16 protein-coding genes are annotated in these 19,722 nt (G+C 63.8%); 3 read left to right on the top strand and 13 right to left on the bottom strand.

Annotation, left to right across the window (positions count from 1 at the left end; translation table 11 throughout):
• Positions 1-131: 131 nt before the first annotated feature.
• Complete coding sequence (locus tag BQ8794_RS26015) at positions 132-1,094, top strand: sugar-binding transcriptional regulator (protein WP_077381432.1); 963 nt, start codon at positions 132-134, stop codon at positions 1,092-1,094.
• Here BQ8794_RS26015 and BQ8794_RS26010 read toward each other — a convergent pair.
• From BQ8794_RS26010 to BQ8794_RS25985, 6 genes are all read right to left on the bottom strand, one after another.
• Positions 1,091-2,647, bottom strand: a complete 1,557-nt coding sequence (locus BQ8794_RS26010; protein WP_077381431.1) for a xylulokinase — start codon at positions 2,645-2,647, stop codon at positions 1,091-1,093. The genes BQ8794_RS26015 and BQ8794_RS26010 overlap by 4 nt on opposite strands.
• Before the next feature lie 19 nt (positions 2,648-2,666).
• Positions 2,667-3,989: an NAD(P)H-dependent oxidoreductase gene (locus BQ8794_RS26005; protein WP_077381430.1), complete on the bottom strand. Its 1,323-nt coding sequence runs from the start codon at positions 3,987-3,989 to the stop codon at positions 2,667-2,669.
• Positions 3,990-4,340: 351 nt separating this feature from the next.
• On the bottom strand, positions 4,341-5,447 hold the full coding sequence (locus BQ8794_RS26000) for a mandelate racemase/muconate lactonizing enzyme family protein (protein ID WP_077381700.1): 1,107 nt from the start codon (positions 5,445-5,447) through the stop codon (positions 4,341-4,343).
• 244 nt (positions 5,448-5,691) lie between these two features.
• Positions 5,692-6,861: an efflux RND transporter periplasmic adaptor subunit gene (locus tag BQ8794_RS25995; RefSeq protein ID WP_077381699.1), complete on the bottom strand. Its 1,170-nt coding sequence runs from the start codon at positions 6,859-6,861 to the stop codon at positions 5,692-5,694.
• Positions 6,862-6,877: 16 nt separating this feature from the next.
• Entirely contained in the window at positions 6,878-10,054 is a 3,177-nt protein-coding gene (locus BQ8794_RS25990) for an efflux RND transporter permease subunit (RefSeq protein WP_077381429.1), read from the bottom strand.
• Complete coding sequence (locus tag BQ8794_RS25985; protein ID WP_077381428.1) at positions 10,048-10,305, bottom strand: hypothetical protein; 258 nt, start codon at positions 10,303-10,305, stop codon at positions 10,048-10,050. Before BQ8794_RS25985 ends, BQ8794_RS25990 begins: the two co-directional genes overlap by 7 nt.
• Before the next feature lie 259 nt (positions 10,306-10,564).
• Between BQ8794_RS25985 and BQ8794_RS25980 the strand changes: the two genes are divergently transcribed.
• Positions 10,565-11,146, top strand: coding sequence for a TetR/AcrR family transcriptional regulator (locus BQ8794_RS25980; RefSeq protein ID WP_023799451.1), 582 nt, complete (start codon positions 10,565-10,567; stop codon positions 11,144-11,146).
• Between the two features lie 507 nt (positions 11,147-11,653).
• On the opposite strand, the gene BQ8794_RS25970 is transcribed toward BQ8794_RS25980, so the two are convergent.
• The 6 genes from BQ8794_RS25970 to BQ8794_RS35755 all read right to left on the bottom strand — a co-directional run bounded on the left by BQ8794_RS25970 (position 11,654) and on the right by BQ8794_RS35755 (position 17,237).
• On the bottom strand, positions 11,654-12,676 hold the full coding sequence (locus BQ8794_RS25970) for a LacI family DNA-binding transcriptional regulator (protein ID WP_077381698.1): 1,023 nt from the start codon (positions 12,674-12,676) through the stop codon (positions 11,654-11,656).
• Positions 12,677-12,745: 69 nt separating this feature from the next.
• Positions 12,746-13,540 (bottom strand): ATP-binding cassette domain-containing protein, encoded by a 795-nt coding sequence (locus BQ8794_RS25965; protein WP_077381427.1) that lies wholly within the window; start codon positions 13,538-13,540, stop codon positions 12,746-12,748.
• 3 nt (positions 13,541-13,543) lie between these two features.
• Entirely contained in the window at positions 13,544-14,530 is a 987-nt protein-coding gene (locus tag BQ8794_RS25960; RefSeq protein WP_077381426.1) for an ABC transporter permease, read from the bottom strand.
• Between the two features lie 118 nt (positions 14,531-14,648).
• Positions 14,649-15,581, bottom strand: coding sequence for a substrate-binding domain-containing protein (locus BQ8794_RS25955; protein WP_077381425.1), 933 nt, complete (start codon positions 15,579-15,581; stop codon positions 14,649-14,651).
• A 280-nt stretch (positions 15,582-15,861) separates the two neighbouring features.
• Positions 15,862-17,019: a fumarylacetoacetate hydrolase family protein gene (locus tag BQ8794_RS25950; RefSeq protein ID WP_077381424.1), complete on the bottom strand. Its 1,158-nt coding sequence runs from the start codon at positions 17,017-17,019 to the stop codon at positions 15,862-15,864.
• Positions 17,016-17,237, bottom strand: a complete 222-nt coding sequence (locus BQ8794_RS35755) for a hypothetical protein (protein ID WP_167378840.1) — start codon at positions 17,235-17,237, stop codon at positions 17,016-17,018. Before BQ8794_RS35755 ends, BQ8794_RS25950 begins: the two co-directional genes overlap by 4 nt.
• Before the next feature lie 195 nt (positions 17,238-17,432).
• On the opposite strand from BQ8794_RS35755, the gene BQ8794_RS25940 reads away from it, so the two are divergent.
• On the top strand, positions 17,433-18,860 hold the full coding sequence (locus BQ8794_RS25940; protein ID WP_077381423.1) for an aldehyde dehydrogenase family protein: 1,428 nt from the start codon (positions 17,433-17,435) through the stop codon (positions 18,858-18,860).
• 61 nt (positions 18,861-18,921) lie between these two features.
• Here the strand turns inward: BQ8794_RS25940 and BQ8794_RS25935 are convergent, their stop codons facing one another.
• Positions 18,922-19,614 carry a FadR/GntR family transcriptional regulator gene (locus BQ8794_RS25935; RefSeq protein ID WP_023799437.1) on the bottom strand — a complete coding sequence of 231 codons (693 nt, stop codon included), beginning with the start codon at positions 19,612-19,614 and terminating at the stop codon, positions 18,922-18,924.
• Positions 19,615-19,722 lie beyond the last annotated feature (108 nt).

The following is a 19,722-nucleotide window of genomic DNA, read 5'->3' as shown; positions in this document are numbered from 1 at the left end:
CGTTGTAGAGGTATCCTGTCGATGTCCTGAATCTCGAATCCTGGGCACGCAGACCGATTTCGCGTCGCTTGGTCGGATAACGCCATTTGAATGGCATTTAAGGATTTGGACGACCGCGGGAGGGCAAAAAGATGGCGATGACAGAGAATGACAAGGCCTCGCGCTTCCCGGATGCCGAGCTGAAGGCCCGTGCCGCGTGGCACTATTATGTCGAGGGTCTGACGCAGGAGCGGATTTCGGAGATCCTCGGCATCGGCCGCATCAAGGTGCATCGCATCCTGTCGGCCGCGCGTGAGGAGGGCGTCGTCCAGTTCCGTATCCGTGACAGCGTCGTCGAATGCTTGGTGCTGGAAGAGGCTCTGAAGCAGCGTTTTGGGCTCAGCCAGGCCGTTGTGGTGCCGTCGGCCGCCGACCGAAGCAACGCGCCGCTGATGATCGGCCATGCCGCGGGCGCCTATCTGGCCGACAATGTGAATGCTGGCGATGTCATCGCGCTGGGCTGGGGGCGCACGCTGAAATTCGCCATCAATGAATTGCCGCGGCGGCCGATCGCCAGGACGACGGTGGTTTCCATGCTGGGCGGCCTCACCCATGCCCAGCCGCTCAACCCGACCGAAAGCGCCTGGGAATTTGCCGAAAAGATCGGCGCCGAGTGCTTTCTGCTGCCGGTGCCGGTCTATGCCGACAGGCCGGAGCAGCGCGAAGCCTTCATGAGCCAGCGCAGCGTTCAGGACGTCGTCTTCCGTGCGCGCCGGGCAAACATCGCCGTGCTCAGCGTCGGATCGTTTTCCAATGACAGCCCGATCGCCAATTACGGCTTCATCAAGCCCAGCGAACTCGAAGAGCTTCAGGCGGCCGGCGCAGTTGGCGATATTTTATGCCATTTCATTGACGCCGACGGCCGGCTCGTCGACCATGAGGTCAACCGCCGGGTCTGCGCCTATCCGCTGCAGGACCTGTCGGACATCCCGGCCATCATGCTGGTCTCGGGAGGGCAGGAAAAAATCGCCATCATGCGGGCGGCGCTCGCCATCACCAGGATATCGGTTCTGATCACCGACGAGGATGCCGCCAAGGGCCTGCTCAACCGCTAAATTTGCCCAACTTCACCAAGCCGCACATGGGTCTCGCGCGTCGCCTGATAGAGGTCGCGGTAGATTGCCTTGCGCGCACGGTAACCGGAGACCAGCCCGTCGACGGGGTCGACATGCCTGGTCGGCGGCGCGGCCATCGCCTCAGCCGCCGTTTCGGGCGAGGCAAACCATCCGATGGCGGAAGCCGCCAGCATGGCGGCGCCGAGCGCTGCGGCTTCGTTGACTGGCGAGACGGAGAGCGGCCGCTCGAGCACGCTTGCCATGATCCGCATCAGCAGGGCGCAGTTGGTGCCGCCGCCGGCGGTTATCATCGCCGCCGGTTTGCCGCCGGCCTGAGTTTCCGCCGCCTGAGTTTCCGCCGCCTGAGTTTCCGCCGCTTGAGTTTCCGCCGCTTGGGTTTCCATTGCCTCGCTGGCGATGGCCTGCTCGAAGGCGATGCCTTCCAGAACCGCTCGAAAAAGGTGCTTCGGCTCATGGTCGAGCGACAGGCCGACAATGGCGCCGCGCGCCGCGCCGTCCCAATAGGGGCTCATGACACCGGCCCAATACGGCAAGACGAGCAGGCCCTCGCTGCCAGCGGCAACATCGACCGCTGCTTTCTCCAGCGCTGCAGCCGACGGCGAGCCGGTGGTGCGAACGATCCAGTCGACCAGTTGCATGCCCGAGCGCAGCACGGTCTCCAGCATGAAGCCCGAGCCGGTCGGCGAGACCAGCGTTCGAAACGCGTCCGACGTCGTGATCCCATGGGAGTAACAGCCGCTGACGATGCCCGAGCCGAGCGACAGATAGTTTTTGCCTTCGCCATAGACGCCCATGCCAAGGCCCATCGCCTGGCCGTCGCCGGCGCCGGCGACAACAGGGGTGCCGGCCTTCAACCCGATCAGCCGGGCCACGCTTTCGCCAAGCCCGCCGCAGATCGCGCCGGGCGCGACCAGTCGCGGCAACTGGTCCGGGCGCAGTCCTGCGGCCGCGACGAGTTCAGGACGCCAAGTGCCATTCTTGATGTCGAGCAGCCCCAGCGGATCCGCACTTGCCGTGCTGGTGACCAGACTTCCGGTCAGCCGGTGGACGAAGAAGCCGTGCACGTCGACGAGTGCGGCTGCGTCGTCGAGCGCTTGCGGCTGGTGTTCGGCAAGCCAGGCGATCGCATAGAGCGCGGGCGTCGGGTCCGGCGGCTTGCCGCTCCAGTCGCGGATCGCCTCGCGGCCAAGTTCGGCCGACAGCCTGGCAACTTGCGGACGGGCGCGCTCGTCCAGCCACAGGATCGCCGGAATGAGCGGCTCGCCGGCATGATCGATCAGCGTAAAGGTCTCGCGCTGGTGAGCGATGGCGATCGCCGCCACCCGGGCAGCGCCAACCGCCTCGGTGACTTGCGTCAAGGCGCCGAGCAGCGCGGTCCACCAATGTTCGGCATCCTGCTCGAAATGGCCGGGCCTGGGATTTGAAAGCGGATAGGCTTCGCGCGCCTGGAACAGCTCGTTGCCGTCGCGCGTGAAGGCAATCGCTTTCACGGCCGTGGTCGAAGCGTCGATCCCGATTACGACATCGTCCATCAGGCGGAAATCCAGCGGATTAGGCGGCGTTCGTAACGAACCGTCCGTCCGACTGGTCGAGACGACGGCGGATCTGGGTTATCACCATCGAATCGTCGGGTACACAATTTTCATAGGTGAGGAAATCGCCTGTCTTGACCGGCTTGACCACCTTGGCGCGCTCGGCGAGGCCGAGCGGCAGGGCGCCGCGGGCGCGTGCGTCTTCCCAGGTCATGGCGAAGCCGCGATAGTCGTTCTCGCCGATCATGCCGAGCGACTGGCCAGGGGCAAGGTCGCTCTTGGCAACCGCCACGGCTTCGGCGACCGGATGGTCGAGCGGCTCCATGTCGGCGCGCTTGTAGACCACGGCGCGCGCCGCCGACAGCGGCACTTCCAGGCTGGTCAGATGATAGGGGCGGAAGATCGTGAAATACGGGCCCTTGCCGACCTTGAGGTCGATCATGCGCTCCAGCACGCGCGGATGCCTGGTCTCGATGATGCAGAACACGCCTGGCGCCACGCCCTTGCCGATCGAGTAGTCGACGACGCCCTTGCGGTGCAGCACGCCGCCATCCTCGCGCGGGCAAAGCACGCTGGCGAGCTCCTCCAGCGTCGCGGTCGGGCCGTGCATGCCCGGCACGTCGGGCACCAGGCCGGTGGCGTTGGCGATCGCCACCATCTCGATCGCCGTCTTCGAGCCGTCGACGAACTCGACCAGCATGCGCGCATTCATGTTGCGCTCGGCCGCCTCCTTCTCGTAGTCGGCCGGCATGGCGTCGATCTTCAGCGGATTGTTCTTGCCCTTGCCGGCGGCGATGATGTTGAAGCCGAGGCTCCTGGCAAAGCCGATGATCTCCAGCGTGCAGGCCGGTTCGTCGCCGGCCGCACCGGTATAGACGACGCCGGCCTTGCGCGCCTCTTCCTTGAGGAAGCGGCCGATGGTGATGTCGGCCTCGACGTTGAGCATGACGATATGCTTGCCGTTCTTCATCACTTCGAGCGCGAACAGCGTGCCGATGTTGGGATTGCCTGTCGCGTCGATGATGACGTCGATGCGGCCGGCGGACGCCAGCGCATGCAAATCTTCGGTCACCGCGATCTTGCCGGCCTCGATGGCGCGGTCGATCGCCGCTGCATTGCCGGCCTGCACGATGTCCGAGCGGTCGTGGCCGGCGAGCAGCGCCGCATCGATCGCCGCCTGCGGCCTGACCTCGGAAATGGCGCCGATCCGCATGCCCGGCATCAGCGCGACCTGGACGACGATGTCGGTGCCCATCTGCCCGGCGCCGGCAAGCCCGATGGTGATCGGTCCCTGCTGTTCAGCGCGCTGCAAAAGTTCCGCTGCAAATTGCGGATGGGCCATGTCGCTTCCTCCAGTTCCTGACGCGCCGCAGCGTCGAAGTCATCATTTTGAACATTCCTATTTCCAAATGAAAAATATTTCAACCTGCAATTCGGCAGCCGTCCCAGCAAACATTCTGTGATTTAATTTGTGCAAGCCTGGGCTTGCGGCTTGGCAGCGCGGTTAGCTGGGGCGCAGAAGGCGGTGATCTCTTGGGATGCAGGCGGCGACAACCGTGACATCCCTTCTTGCAAGCAAGCGAGTGCGACGAAAAACTGATTCATGGCCGCTCGGCTGCCGCTGCGCCTATCGCCAGCGACGAAGCCGCGCAACAGAGAGCGCCAGCCGGCATGCTCGGCGCATGCCAGTCTATCAGCTGCCGACCTTGAAGAAGGGCGCGCCAAGCAGGTCGGGAACAACGTCGATGCCGAGGCCCGGCCCGTCCGGGATGCCCATGCGGCTTCCCGAAACCGGCGGCTTGTTCGATGCAGTGCGCACCGTCACCCATTCGTGGAAGGCAATGGCGTGCAGCCGGCGCTCCTCCGGCGTCGACAGCGACAGATGCGCCATGGCTGATGTGTCGATCTCGGCGCCGCCGGTGTCCTCGACGGTGATCATGAAGCCCAGGTCGACGGCAAGATCGCGGATCTGGCGCGTCTTGGTCACGCCGCCGAGCCGCGAGATTTTCAGCGTCAGCCCGTCGGCCGCCCCCTTGCGGTGGATGTCGAGCATGTCGTCCAGCGAAGCGACGGATTCGTCGAGCACCATCGGCTTGTCGAGCGAGCGGCGCACCGACATGCATTCGTCGATCGTGGTGCAGGGCTGCTCGAACGTGTAGTCGATGGCGCGCGTCGCGTCAGCGAACTGGCGCGCCTGATAGGGCGTCCAGCCGGCATTGGCGTCGCAAAAGATGACGGTGCCCTTCGGCACCGAAGCGGCGACCGCGGTGACGCGCTCGATGTCGTCATGGACGTTGCCGCCGACCTTGACCTGCAGCCGGTGAAACCCGTCCCTGACGATGCGCTTGGCCAGTGCGGCCATCGCGTCGACGGTGCCATGGGTGACGACCTTGTAGAGTTCCGCCGTCTCGCTCTCGCGCCCGCCGAGCAGCGTCACCAGCGGTATGTCGGCGGCGCGTGCCGCGAGATCCGAGCAGGCCATGTCGAGCGCCGACTTGATGTAGGGATGGCCCTTGAACACCGTGTCCATCAGCCTGCCGATACTGGCCAAGGCGCGAGGATCATGGCCGAGCAGATGCGGGGCAATTTCGATGACGCCGGCGCGAGTGCCGGCCGCGAATGCCGGCGAGTAGAAATTGCCGAGCGGCGCCATCTCGCCCCAGCCGGTCAGCCCGCTGTCGGAGGCGATGGCGACGATCACCGCGTCGAACACGTCGGCGACACGCCCCTTGGACATGCGGTAGGGCCCGTCCACAAAGGGCTGCACGACATGGTAGGCCTTGATGGTTTTGATCCGCAATTTTTCTGTCCGTCCGTTGCCGCCAACCTGCATCGTCCGGCCGGCTCAACTGCCGTCAGGCCGGTTGCGCGTCAGGCCGGCGCGATCGGCCTTGACACCTCTGGAAGCACACTGTTCGAGGCTGCGCGCATAGGCAAGCAATTCTTCGAAGCTGTGCCGATGTGGCCGGCCCGGCCGAACTGCTCAGCAAAACGGCGCCCTCCGCATAGCCGGGGGCGCCGCTGGACCGGGCCTGATGGGGGTATCAGGTGGCAGGTTTCTGTGGCAGCGGCGAGACAGGCATTCCCGGGCCGATCTTCTGCAGATTGCCTGTTATCACCTGGTCGCCTTCCGCTACGCCGCCCGAGATCGCCACCAGGTCGCCGTTGGTCGGCCCCAGCGAAACAATGCGCTGGTCGACAGTATTGTCCTTGCCGACGACGTAGAGATACTTGCCGAGCTGGCTCGATCCCAACGCCGTCTGCGGCACCATCAGTGCATCTGGCTGCTGCTTGATGTGCAGCCTGACGCGAACATATTGGCCCGGCAGCAGCGTGAACTTGGCGTTGCCGATCGTCGCCCGTGCGGTGATGGTGCCGGTCGAGCGATCGACCGTGTTGTCGATGAAGGTGAGCTGACCTTTGTGGCGCGGTTCCGTATCGCCGGGAAGCAGGACGTCGACATCGATGGGTCCCGCCGCGCGGGCTTCCTCGATCTGCGCCAGATCCGTTTCACTCGGGTTGAAGGTGACATAGATCGGGTCGAGCTGCACCAGCGTGTTGAGCACCGTGCCGGCAACGCTGACCAGCGTTCCGACCGAGGCCTGGTTGCGGCCGACGCGCCCGGCGAACGGCGCCTTGATTTCCGAATAGCTCAGATTGAGCTCGGCGGTCCGCACAGCCGCCTGGTTCACCGCGAGCGAGGCCTGGGCCTCGCGCAAGCTGCTGGTGCGCTGGTCGAAGACATCCTTGGCGAGGTATCCGCTCTTGGCAAGCTCGGTGCCGCGACCAAGGCTGGAACGCGCATAGTCGAGCGTTGCTTCGTCGCGCTGGACCTGAGCCTTCGCCTGCTCGAGGGCAGCCTGGAAATCCTCTGGAGCGATCTTGTAGAGAAGGTCGCCCTTCTTGACATCGCTGCCGTCGGGCGCGACCTGCTCCTGCAGATAACCCGGCACGCGCGATTGCAGCGTGATGCTGCGGATCGGCTCGGTGCGGGCGGCATAGTCGAGATAGATCGGGATCGTCTTCTTGACGACGCTCACCACCGGCACCGGCATGACGAACGCCGCGGGTTCGGGCGCCGCGGGCTCAGGCGTTGCCGCCCCTGCCGTGCCGGCGTTGAGGCCGAAATTGCCCATGTCGAGCAAGTGAACGCTGGCCACCGAGACCGCCCCAACGGCGACGGCCGCTCCCAACGCAATTTTCCATTTACGCATGATCAATTCTCCAATCCTATTCGGCCGCTTCGGCCAATCGCGCGAAAGCGGGTTCGGCAGTTGGTTCAGTCGGTTCGGCAACGGGCTCGCCCTTGCTGCCGCGCTCGCGCAGCTGCTCGATCACCGCATAGAAGACCGGCACGAACACCAGCGACAGGATCGTCGCTGCGACCATGCCGCCAAAGACGGTGGTGCCGATCGACTGGCGGCTCGCTGCACCGGCGCCTGTGGAGAACATCAGCGGCAGCACACCGAGGATGAACGCGAAGGCGGTCATCAGGATGGGCCGCAGCCGCAGGCGCGCCGCTTCCATTGCGGCGTCGACGATGCTGAGGCCTTCCTCGCGCCGGCGCCGGGCAAACTCCACGATCAAAATGGCGTTCTTCGCCGCCAGCCCGATCAGCATGACGAAGCCGATCTGCGAATAGACATCGATCTGCATGCCGCGCATCAGCAGGGCGACAAAGGCGCCGAACAGGGCAAGCGGCACCGCGAGCAGGACCATGAACGGCATGGCCCAGCTCTCATATTGGGCGGCAAGGATCAGGAAGACGAAGACCATGGCGAGACCGAAGACAATCGAGGCGATCGATCCGGCCTTGAGCTCCTGATAGGTGATGCCCGTCCATTCATAGCCGAAATCCTTCGGCAGCGCCGTGGCGGCGGCACGTTCCATCGCAGCGACCGCCTGGCCCGAGGAGAAGCCGGGTGCGGCACCGCCATTGATCAGGGCCGACGCATTGTTGTTGTAATGCGGGACGGTTTCCGGGCCGACGACGGGCACCAGCTTGCCGAGCGTGCTCAACGGCACCATGCCGCCGGAGGCATTGCGCACATAGAGCCGCGAAATGTCGGCCGCACCCGCACGCGCATCCTTGTCGGCCTGGATCGTCACCCGGAAGGTGCGACCGAACAGGTTGAAATCGTTCACATAGAGCGAGCCGAGATAGATCTGCAGCGTGTTGAACACGTCAGGCAGGCTGAGGCCGAGCAGCTTCGCCTTGTTGCGGTCGAGGTCGTAGTTGAACTGCGGCGTCGAGGTCGAGAATGACGAGAACAATTGCTGCGGGTTGAGTTCGGGCTGTTTGCGCGCTTCAGCGAGCACCGCTTGCGTCGCGTCGTTGAGCGCAGCGCTGCCGCGACCGGTCAGGTCCTCCACCTGGAATTCAAAACCGCCGGTCGTGCCGATGCCCGGGATCGAAGGCGGATCGAAGCTCAGCGCGAACGCTTCCGGAAGTTCCATGAGCTTCGAGCGCACGTCGGCAACGAGCTTCGAGGCGCTCTGGTCAGGGCCGCGTTCGTCCCATGGTTTGAGGATGGCGAATTCCACCGCCGAGTTCGACTGGGCGGCACTGGTGAGGAAGTTCAAGCCGCTGATCGAGCCGACGATATCGACGCCGGGCGTGTTCTGCAGGATGTCGCGCGCCTTTCGGGCCACCGCGTCGGTGCGTTCAAGCGACGCCCCATCCGGCAACTGGATGACCACGAAGAAATAGCCCTGGTCCTCGACCGGAAGGAAGGTCGAGGGCAGGCGCTGCCAGACGAAATAGGTGGCGACAAGCCCGGCCGCGAACAGCCCGAGCATGATCCAGCGCAGGCGGATGAGGAAGCGCACACCATGGGCATAGGCATGCGACAGCCGATCGAAACCCGTGTTGAACCAGCGGAACAGCACGAACTGCGTTGCCGGGCGGTGACGCAGGAAGGCGGCGCTAAGCGCCGGGGTGAGCGTCAGCGAGACGAAGGCGGAGATGCCGAAGGAGATCGCCACCGTCAGGGCAAACTGGTTGTAGAGCCGGCCGGAAACGCCAGGTATGAAGGCGACCGGCACGAACACGGCCATCAGCACGGCGGTCGTGGCGATGATCGGGCCGGTGACCTCGGCCATCGCCGCGCGTGTTGCAGCCAGCGGTTTGAGGCCGGCCTCCAACTGGCGTTCGACATTCTCGACGACGACGATCGCGTCATCGACGACGAGGCCGATCGCCAGCACCATGCCAAGCAGGCTGAGCATGTTCAGCGAGAAGCCGAACATGTACATGACGACGAGCGTGGCGACCAGCGACACGGGAATCGCAATCGTCGGGATGATCGTGGTGCGCCAGCTCTGCAGGAAGATGAACACCACCGCGACAACCAGGACCAGCGCCTCGCCGAGCGTGACCAGCACGTCGTGCATCGACGCCGAAACGAAACGTGTCGTATCGTAATGCATGGCGTAGCTGACGCCCTTGGGGAAGCGGGCCGACAGTTCCTGCATCTTGTCCTTGACGCGCTGCTGCAGATCGAGGGCGTTCGAGCCTGGCATCTGGTAGACCGCGAGCACCACGGTCGGGTCCTCGCCGAAGAACGCCGACGACGAGTATTGCAGGGCGCCGAGTTCGATGCGCGCGACGTCGCGCAACCGCACCAGCGATCCGTTCGCGGCATCGGCGCGCACGATGATATCGCCGAATTCCTTGGGATCGCTCAGTCGGCCGACGGCATTGACCTGCATTTCGAAAGCGGTGCCGGCCGGCGCCGGCGACTGCCCGATCTTGCCGGCCGCGACCTGGACATTCTGCTCGGCAATGGCGTTTTGGACATCGACGGCGGTGATGCCGAGATTGGCAATCTTGTCGGGATCGAGCCATACGCGCATCGAATAACGCCGCTCGCCGAAGATCTGCACGTCGCCGACGCCGGGCAGGCGCTTCAGCGGGTCGACCACTTGCAGGTAGGCGAGGTTGCTGAGCGCGACCGGATCGACAGAGCCGTTGGGCGAGGTGAGATTGACGATCAGGACGAAGTTCGGGTTCTGCTTCTTGATCGTCACGCCGCCCTGGTTGACGATGGCAGGCAGCGAGGACGCCGCCTGTGACACGCGGTTCTGGACATCGACAGCGGCGGTGCTCAGGGGATAGCCGACCTCGAAGGTAACGGTGATCGTCGACGAGCCGTCATTGGAGCTCGACGACGACATGTAGGTCATGCCTTGAACGCCGTTGATCTGCTGTTCGAGCGGCGTCGTGACGGTGTCGGCCACAACTTGCGCACTGGCGCCCGGATAGTTGGCGCTGACCACCACCTGAGGCGGCGTGATGTCGGGAAACTGCGAGACAGGCAGCAGGAAATAGCAGATCGTCCCGGCGAGCACCATGATGATGGCGATCGACGATGCGAAGATCGGACGGTGGATGAAGAAATTTACCATGACACGCACGCCTCGCCCGATGCTCTCGCCTGGCCAAAGGCCTTGGCCAGCCTGGACATCCGCCGGCTGCGGCTTTGCCCGGGATCTTCCAGGAAACGAGGCGGCGCCTTGCGGCTGCGGCCTTGCGCATCCGCAAGGCTGCGCAGCATCGTCTCGAAAGCGTGCGGGTCGACACGGTCGGCCTGCATCAGCATCCGGATCATCGGATCCTTCACAACTTCGTCGATCGTCAAATCTTTGCGCTGCGACATCGTAGCGGCTCCTGGCTTGGCGATCTGTGGCGTACGCCGCAGATCGGGTGGTCTTCCTGTTCGCGGCCAAAGTCGCCTGGGGCGCAGTTTCATGCCTGGGCCGATTTGGCGGAGGCTGTTCACAGGCGCCTGCGAGATTGACACGAGGCAATGGGGGTGTTACCAGTAAGTAACATCTAGAAGTTACAGACCGGTAACACCCTAGTCAAGAGGTGTACCGAGGGATTTTTCGGAAACCCCGGAAACCAAGGAGGTTTTGATGGAAGACGGCACTGCGGAACGCATCCGCCCCCGGGATCGCATCCTGGAGACGGCACGGGATATGTTCCACAAGCATGGCATCAAGGGCGTCGGCGTCGACGCGATCACTGAGGCCGCCGGTACCAACAAGATGACGCTCTACCGTCATTTCGAGTCCAAGGACGATCTGGTCATCGAGTGCCTGCGGGCGACCGCATGCAGCGCCAACGCGATGTGGCAAAAGTTCGAGGCGGAGCATCCGGGCGACAAGCTTGCGCAACTGCATGCCTGGGTCCGGATGGCAGCCGATTGCCTGATGATGGACGGCCGCGGTTGCGACATGGCCAATGCCGCCATCGAGTTGAGCGAGACCGACCATCCGGCCCGTCGGGTAATCAAGGAACTCAAGCAGGCTCAGCGCGACCGTCTCGTCGGCCTGTGTCGGGATGCCGGCATCGGCCAGGCAGAGCTTCTCGCCGATACATTGTCGCTGCTGCTTGAAGGCGCCCGTGTCAGCCTTCAAAGCGTCGGAGCCGAAGGCCCCAGCGCGCAGTTTGTCCGCATGGCGGAAGGCCTGATCACCTCGTTCAGGGCCAGATAGTCTCGCAAGCGGCGAAACGATCGTTGGCGTGTTCATTGCGAACCGCGCCGCGAGTGCTCTTTTGCCTTGGGATGTGCTGTCATCTCACGTCTCCGTTGCCGGTCTGTCGCCGCGCTCTTGCGCGCGGCGGTCGCTGCTGGTTGTGAGCAGGCTAGGCCCGATGGCGAATTGGTGAGAGTGACAAGTGTGGCGGGATTCCGATGGGGCTGCGGCGCTGCCCCGAACCAGCCGATGGCGATTGCCGCCGCCTTGCCCGACACCCCAGAACAAAAAAAGCCCGCTGCCGGGAGGAGGTGGCAGCGGGCTCGATTTCGAATACGGCACGGGAGGAGGTGCGCCGCACTCAGCGTCGGCATCGCATCTGGGAGGAGTAGATGGCCGACACCTGCGAAACTATCGATTGCCCAATGATTCGGCAATAGCAAAAGATGCATAGCAGATGTGCAGATTCGCGGTATCAACCGAATTTTAACCATCGGCGCAAGTGACCGTGGCCGTTGCGCGGCATCACTGGACGGGCACGTTTTCCTTGAAGATAAGGCGCGGTTCGATGAATTTCCGCGTCAGATAAGGCGCCGAGGAAGCGATCGAGCCGAGCAGGCGAATGACCGATTGCTCGGCGATCAGCCGTGCATTCTGGTCGATGACGACATCGAGCAGATCGTCGACGAGATAGCCGCGTGTCGCTCTTGTCAGGTCGTGACAGATGAACACCGGCTTCCTTTGCGGCTTGGCTTCCAGCAGTGCTTTCGCCACGCCCGAGCGTCCGGCGCCGACGCAATAGATGCCGAGCAGTTCCGGCTCGTTGTGCAGCGCTTTCATCGTCGCCGTGTAGCTGATACCAGGCTCGTCGTTGATCTCGACGGCGCTGGTCACGGTCAAATTGCGGAACTCCTCGCTGAGCACCGAGCGAAAGCCCATTTCGCGTTCTTCATGGCCGCGATAGGAGCGTGAGCCGACGATCATCGCCAGATGGCCCGTGCGACCGCCCAGGAAACGTCCCATCAAAAGGGCTGCGGTGCGCCCGGCGACACGGTTGTCGATGCCGACATAGGCCGATCGCGGCGCGCCCGGAACGTCCGACACCAGCGTGACCAGGCGGATGCCGGCTTCGACGATCTCGCGCAGGATGTTGCGCGTTCTCGGGTGATCGATGGCGATGACGCCGACGCCGTCTGCCTTGAGCGAAAGGTTTTCGACGGCCGCCTGCAACGCGTTCGGCGAGATGCCGGCGAGCTTGTGGATCCGGCAGGAGGCGACAAGCGGCAGGCGTGCGGCATAGTCCTCGATATGATTTGCCAGATCCGTCATGAAGGCATTCGAGCCGATCGGCAGGAAGAACTCGAGATGCGCCGGCCGCGAGGGCAGTGTGACCTGATCCACGACCGGCAAATAGCCGAGCTGCTTGGCCGCCTCCATCACCCGCTGCCGGTTGGCCGCACTGGCGCCTGGCCGGTTGTTCAGCACCCGGTCGACCGTCGCGGTCGACAGCCCGCAGCTTCTGGCGATGTCCGCAACGGTGGCTTTCATAGTCGCAGTCATAGGAGCCGATGTGATCCTGTACCAGAGATACGGCCAACCCGGCTTCCAACTGGCCACTCAGCCTTGTGGTTGCTTCCCCTGCACGATGGCGTCGTGGATCTCCTTGTCGGACATGCCGGTGATGATCCGTTCGACTTCCGCGACGTTGGTGTTCTTCGGATCGATATCGTCGGCAACCACCTTGCCGCGGCGCATGACGACGATGCGGTCGACCACCTGGAAGACGTGATGGATGTTGTGGGCGATGAAGATGCAGGAATGGCCCGAATCGCGGGCGCTGCGCACGAAGCTCAGCACACCTTGCGTCTCGGCGACGCCGAGATTGTTGGTCGGCTCGTCGAGGATGATGAGGTCGCTGTCGAAATGCATGGCGCGCGCGATCGCCACTGCCTGCCGCTCGCCGCCGGAGAGCGAGCCGATTGGTGTGGTCGGCGGGATGTTCTTCGAGATGCCGACCTGCTTGAGCAGATCGCGGGCGACCACGTTCATCGCCTCCTGGTCCATACGGTTGAGGAAACGCGGCGGCTTGATCGGCTCGCGCCCGAGGAACAGGTTGCGCGCGATCGACAATTGCGTGACCAGTGCGGAGTCCTGGTAGATCGTCTCGATGCCGTGGGCGATGGCGTCGCTGGTGCTGCGCAAGTCCACCTTCTTGCCGCGGATGAAGATGTCGCCGCTGGTCAGCGGGACCGCACCCGACAAGACCTTGATCAGCGTCGACTTGCCGGCGCCATTGTCGCCGAGCAGACCGACGATCTCCCTTTCATTGACATGGAAATTGGCGTCCACCAGCGCCTGCACGCGCCCGTAGTGCTTGCGGATGTTTTCCATGCGGACAAGCGGCTCAGTCATGGTTCAAGTTCCCGCCTGATGCCGGCGTTCCAGCCATGAGTGGAGCGCCATCATGCCGAGGATGATCGCGCCGATGAAGATGTTGTAGGCAAGCCCAGGCACCCCGATCAGCACGATGCCGTTGCGCATCACGCGCAGGATCAGGATGCCGAGCACGGTACCGATGATGGTGCCACGTCCGCCGGTCAGCGCCGTGCCGCCGATCACCACCATGGCGATGACTTCGAGCTCGTAGCCGGTGCCGCTGTTCGGGTTGGCCGCCGAAGTGCGCAGCGAGCTGATGACGCCGGCAAGCGAAGCCATGATCGACGACAGGATGAACAGGCCGATCTTGACGCCGCTGACATTGACGCCGCGCGCCCTTGCCGCATTGGGGTTGCCGCCGGCCGCCTGGATCCAGTTGCCGGTCCGGCTCTGCGTCAGCACGTAGCCGAGTGCAATCGCGGCTGCGATGAACCAGAACAGCGACATGTAGATACGGAACGGTCCGATGAAGAAATCGCCGACCAGCGCCTCGGCGAGCCAGCTGCCTTCCGCGCTCCAGGTGCGTTGCGGAAATCCGCTGGTGACGAACAGAGCGGTGCCGCGCACGACCAGCAGCATGCCGAGCGTCACCAGGAAGGACGGTATCTTGAGTTGCGTCACGAACCAGCCATTGACCAGGCCGATGAAGGCGGCAACCAGCAAGGCCACGATAAAGCCGGCTTCCAGCGAGGTGAGGCCGCTGTTGAAGAGCGTCCACATCAAGACGGGCGAGAAACCGAACAGCGATCCGACCGAGAGGTCGAATTCGCCTGAAGTCATCAACAGCGTCATCGCCAGCGCGATCAGGCCGAGCTCAACCGTGAAGGCCAGTATGTTGCTGATGTTCTGCGGCGACAGGAAGTCGTGGTTGAACCCCCAGAACACGACGAGCTCGACGACGAGCAGCACGAAGGGCCCGAATTCCGGCCTGGCGATCGAGCGTTGGATGATGGAACCGTTTTCCACGTTGGACCCGCGACATGGTTGGGACTGGCCAAGCCCGAAACCGCATGAGGCGGTTCGAGGCTCAGCGGGATGATGGGGATGATCGTAGCAGCGTGCCGCGACCGTCCCGATCGCGGTTTTATTTGCCGGACAGGATGTCGTCGTAGACCTGCGCGGTGTCCTTCTCATAGAGCGCGCCGGTGATCACGTTGAAGCCGGGCGGAATGCCGCTGGCGGCCATGTTGGCGAGCGAAAGCGCCACATAGCTGGTCGCCTGCGGATCCTGCCACTGCCCGGCATTGACGTAGCCGTTCAGCACTTCCTGGGTGGTGTCGAGCGAATTGCCCCAGCCGACCACCGGGATTTCGCCCGGCTTGACGCCGACCTGGTCGAACACCCGCTTGATCGAGCCGGTCACCAGGTCGCCGAGGCCGATGATCGCCTTGACCTTGGCCTTGTTGGCGGTGAGGTAGTCGACCATGCGGTTGATCACTTCGGCCTGATCGAGCGTGGCTTCGGTGATCTCGTAGGTGATGCCGAGCGGCTCGAAGACGCTCTTGATGCCTTCTTCTTCCTGGACGCCATAGGTGGCGCCCGGGATTTCGACCGGCATCCAGACGAAATCACCCTTCTTCACCAGTCCCTTGTCGACCAGATACTGCGCCCAGTTCTTGCCGAAGGTGACGTTGTCGCCGCCGACATAGGCGTTGAAGTCCGCCTTCGGATCGGGCGTGTTGAAGTTGATGATCGGGATGTTTGCCGCGCGAGCCTCCTTGACGATCTCGACAAGGCTGCCCGGATCGGGACTGGTAGTGACGATGGCGTCGGCCTTGGCGGATATCGCTGCGCGGACGGCTTCCTGCTGGGAGGCCACGTCGTTATTGTGGAACGAGGTGTTGACGGTGTTGCCGGTGTCCGTCGCCCATTGCTTGGCGCCGGCGAGGAAATAGGTCCAGACCGGGTCGGCCGGGCCGCCATGCGAAATCCAGTAAAAAGTCTTGGCTTGTGCCGCGGCCGGAATGGCCAGCGCCACAATCAAGCCAAGTACAAGTAATCGTAGCCTCGTCAGCATTTGATTTCCTCCCATTTTGAAAATGACTACCTCCACGTCCGGCGACGATCACGGCAAAACCCTGATCGTATTTCTTGCCAGCGCCGATCCGGATGCCTCAGAGCATTCCCTTTTTCGGCCAATGGCAAGCCTCCATCGTCAATGGATGTTGGCGCAACGCGCGGCGCCATCAGCAATCCCATCAGATTGCATCAGTTTGGCTGATATTTTCCAGGCAGGCAGATCCTTAAACGTTGAATGCGAAAGACGAGGCACCTGCTGTCGCAGGCGAGGCTGGAACCTAGATGAAGTCGGCCTTGGCGAGGTCGCGCATCAGATGGCTGGCGCCGTAGGTCCAGTGCGGGCAGTCGGGCGACAGCCGCACCCGGTTGACCAGCGCGCCGAACTTCTCCGACGAGATGGTGACGATGTCGCCGACCTTGTGCGTAAACCCCTTGCCCTTCTCGCCACGGTCTTTCGACGGCACGAACATGGTGCCGAGATAGAGCGCCAGCCCGTCCGGGTACTGGTGATGCGGCCCCATCGCGGCCGCGACCAGCTCTTCCGGCGAGCGGCTGATCTCCGCCATCGAGCTGGCGCCTTCCAGCGAAAAGCCGTCCTCGCCCTCGACCTTCAGCCGCACGGTGGCCTGCTTCACGTCATCGATGGAAAAGACATCGTCGAACAGCCGGATGAACGGGCCGAGCGCGGCCGAGGCGTTGTTGTCCTTGGCCTTGCCGAGCAACAGCGCCGAGCGCCCTTCGACGTCGCGCAGATTGACGTCGTTGCCGAGCGTCGCGCCGACGATCATGCCGCTGCTGGCAGCGATCATGGCGATTTCCGGCTCCGGATTGTTCCAGGTGGAAACCGGATGCAGGCCGACATCGGCGCCGAAGCCGACCGATGCCATCGGCTGGCATTTGGTGAAGATCTCGGCATCGGGGCCGATGCCCACTTCCAGATATTGCGACCAGGCGCCGCGCTGGATGAGCTTGGCCTTGATCTCCATCGCTTCCGGCGAGCCTGGCTTGAGCTTCGACAGATCGTGGCCGATCAGCCCGGCAATGTCGGCGCGAATGGCATCCGCCTTCTCGGCCGAGCCGCGCGCCTGCTCCTCGATGACTCGTTCGAGCAGGCTGACGACGAAGGTGACGCCCGACGCCTTGACCGCCTGCAGGTCGACCGGAGAAAGCAGGTACGGTTTTTGCGGATCGCGCGCGGCCTGGAAACTGTTGGCGGCGATCGCATCGAGCGATCCGATCGGTTCGCCCGCGGCGGCGTGGACGTAGCCTGCTGGCTCCGGCATCTCGCAGACGTCGCGCACGGTTGGTGCCATGCTCGAGGTGATGTCGAAGACCGTACCGCCGCGTACCGTGACCACCAGCGGATGCGATGCTTCGCTTGTCCGGGCGCGGCCGATGAAGAGGCCCTCGTCGGGCAGGAGGGTGGCGTTCGTCATGGCTTGCGGTCCTCTGCTATCTTGTTCTGCGTCGTCGCTGCGGACCAATGGTTCAACAAAAGCCTGGCCGCGGCGGCGGCACTTTCAACAAATTCCCGCCAAAGGTCTATCCCGTTCCTCGCGGTCGCACTCACTGCTGCTTTTCGCATCGCCGGACGTCCATCTTTGGCGGCGACCGAAGCAGCAACCGGCACCGCGCCGGTGCGGGTCAGCAGCACCGTCTTTCACGGCCGCACCTTGCGCCTGCACGCCGAATTGCGGCAGGGGATACCAGTGGTGATCGATGCGCCAGGCAGGCGGAAGGTTTTCAATTCAGCGTCGGCGATGTGGCGCATATCGGCCTGCGCCGCGGCGCCAACTGCCCTATGCTGCCCATCTGAACCTATCCTTCCAGGAAACCGGAGGCACCACCCATGAGCAATCACCTGAACTTCTTCATCGACGGCAAATGGGTCGCGCCCGTGGTGCCGGCGACGCTGGATGTGATCGATCCGTCCGCCGAAGAAGCCTACACGAAAATCTCCGTCGGCTCGAAGGCCGATGTGGATCGCGCCGTGGCGGCGGCGAAGGCGGCCTTTCCGGCCTTTTCGCAGACCAGCAAGGCTGAGCGCCTGAAGCTGCTGAAGCGCATCCTCGAAGTCTACAACGAGCGCTACGAGGATATCGCCCAGGCCGTCAGCCAGGAGATGGGCGCGCCGATCACCTGGGCGCGCCAGGCGCAGGCCTGGGCTGGCAGGGCGCATATGGAAGCTGCCATCAAGGCGCTGGAGGATTACGAATTCAGCGAGAAGCGCGGCACCACCATGGTGGTCAAGGAGCCGATCGGCGTCTGCGCGCTGATCACGCCGTGGAACTGGCCGCTCAACCAGATCGTCTGCAAGGTGGCGCCGGCGATCGCCGCCGGCTGCACCGTCGTGCTGAAGCCTTCCGAGATCGCGCCGATCAGCGGCATCGTCTTTTCGGAAGTGATGGCAGCGGCCGGCACGCCGAACGGGGTCTACAACATGGTCAACGGCACCGGTCCGGATGTCGGACAGGTCATGGCCGGCCATCCGGATGTCGACATGGTTTCCTTCACCGGCTCGACCCGGGCCGGCATCATCGTCGCCAAGACGGCGGCCGAGACGGTCAAGCGCGTGGCGCAGGAACTTGGCGGCAAATCGCCCAACATCGTGCTTGCCGATGCCGACTTCGAGAAGGCCGTGCGCAAGGGCGTCAACGCCTGTTTCGGCAATAGCGGCCAGTCCTGCGATGCGCCGACGCGCATGCTGGTGCCGGCCGCCCGCCACGATGAGGCGCTGGTGATCGCCAAGAAGGCGGCCGAGGCGCACAAGGTCGGCGATCCGCGCTCGGAGGACACCAGGCTCGGCCCAGTGGTCAGCAAAATCCAGTTCGACAAGATCCAGCGGCTGATCGAGGCCGGCATCGCCGAGGGTGCTACGCTGGTCACCGGCGGTCCCGGTCGGCCGGAGCATCTTAATCGCGGTTATTACGTGCGGCCGACCGTCTTCGGCCACGTCACGCCGGGCATGACCATCGAGAAGGAGGAGATTTTTGGGCCGGTGCTTTCGGTCATCTCCTATGATGACGACGATGACGCGGTGAAGATCGCCAACGACACCGTCTATGGCCTCGCCGCCTACGTGCAATCAGGGGATATCGACCACGCGCGAAAAGTCGCCGGCCGCCTGCGCGCCGGACAGGTCTCGATCAACTATCCGGAGTGGGACACCTTCGCGCCGTTCGGCGGTTACAAGCAATCGGGCAACGGCCGCGAATATGCCGACTGGGCAATCCACGATTTCCTCGAGATCAAGGGCATCGTCGGCTACGGCGCTTAGGGCTTAACTCGCGCCTCGCATCCAAGAAGGATGCGCGGCGCTGTAGCGTGGCCAAGCCAGACTATTCGGCGGCTTCGCGGACAGGGATCAGGCGCCGCTCGACCTGCTGTAGATGCAGGCGCATCGCTGCCGCCGCGCCGCCGAGGTCACGCTCGGCGATCGCCTCGACGATCCGTTCATGGTCGGCAAAGCTGTGATGGTCTGCCGGAGGGCGGGCGCCTTCTGAACGAAGACGTCCCCAGACCACGGTGCGGCGCACCGCGTTCAGCACGTCGAACAGGCCGAGCAGCACATTGTTGCGGCTCGCCTGCGCAATCTGCCGGTGGAGCAGATTGTCGACATTCTCATATTGCCGCCATGTGACGGCTTCCCGCGTCTGCACCAGCGATTGCCGCATCGCGGCAATATCGGAAAGCGTGGCGTGCAGCGCCGCTTCGCGCGCAATCTCCGGCTCGAGGATGAGGCGCGCGCGCATCACGTCGGCCGGATTGGTGCGCCCGGCGATTTCCGAAATGCCGATTGTCTCCTCGACCGGCCCGCTGCCGACGAAGGTGCCCCTGCCGACGTGACGCCAGATGCGGCCGTCCTTCTCGAGCACCGCCAGCGCCTTGCGCAGATCGCCGCGCGATACGCCGAGGCTCTCCGACAGTTCCCGCTCGGCAGGCAGCCGGGTTTCGCCGGCATGGTCCATTTGGGCAAGATAGGCCTGCAGCTGAACCAGGGCGGCGTGGCCGCCATTACCGGGGTCGTCCATCAATTTAACCAATCCGCATATGATTTCCCTCTGCTGGTGTTAAAACGATTAGCGGAAACCGTCAACTGCCGAGTTTTCTCGGTCGTTGTGACCGATATGGCGTAGTTT

It is taken from the genome of Mesorhizobium prunaredense (genome assembly GCF_900156895.1).
GTDB classification, from domain to species: Bacteria; Pseudomonadota; Alphaproteobacteria; order Rhizobiales; family Rhizobiaceae; genus Mesorhizobium; species Mesorhizobium prunaredense.
This window is presented reverse-complemented; position numbering and strand designations above follow the sequence as displayed.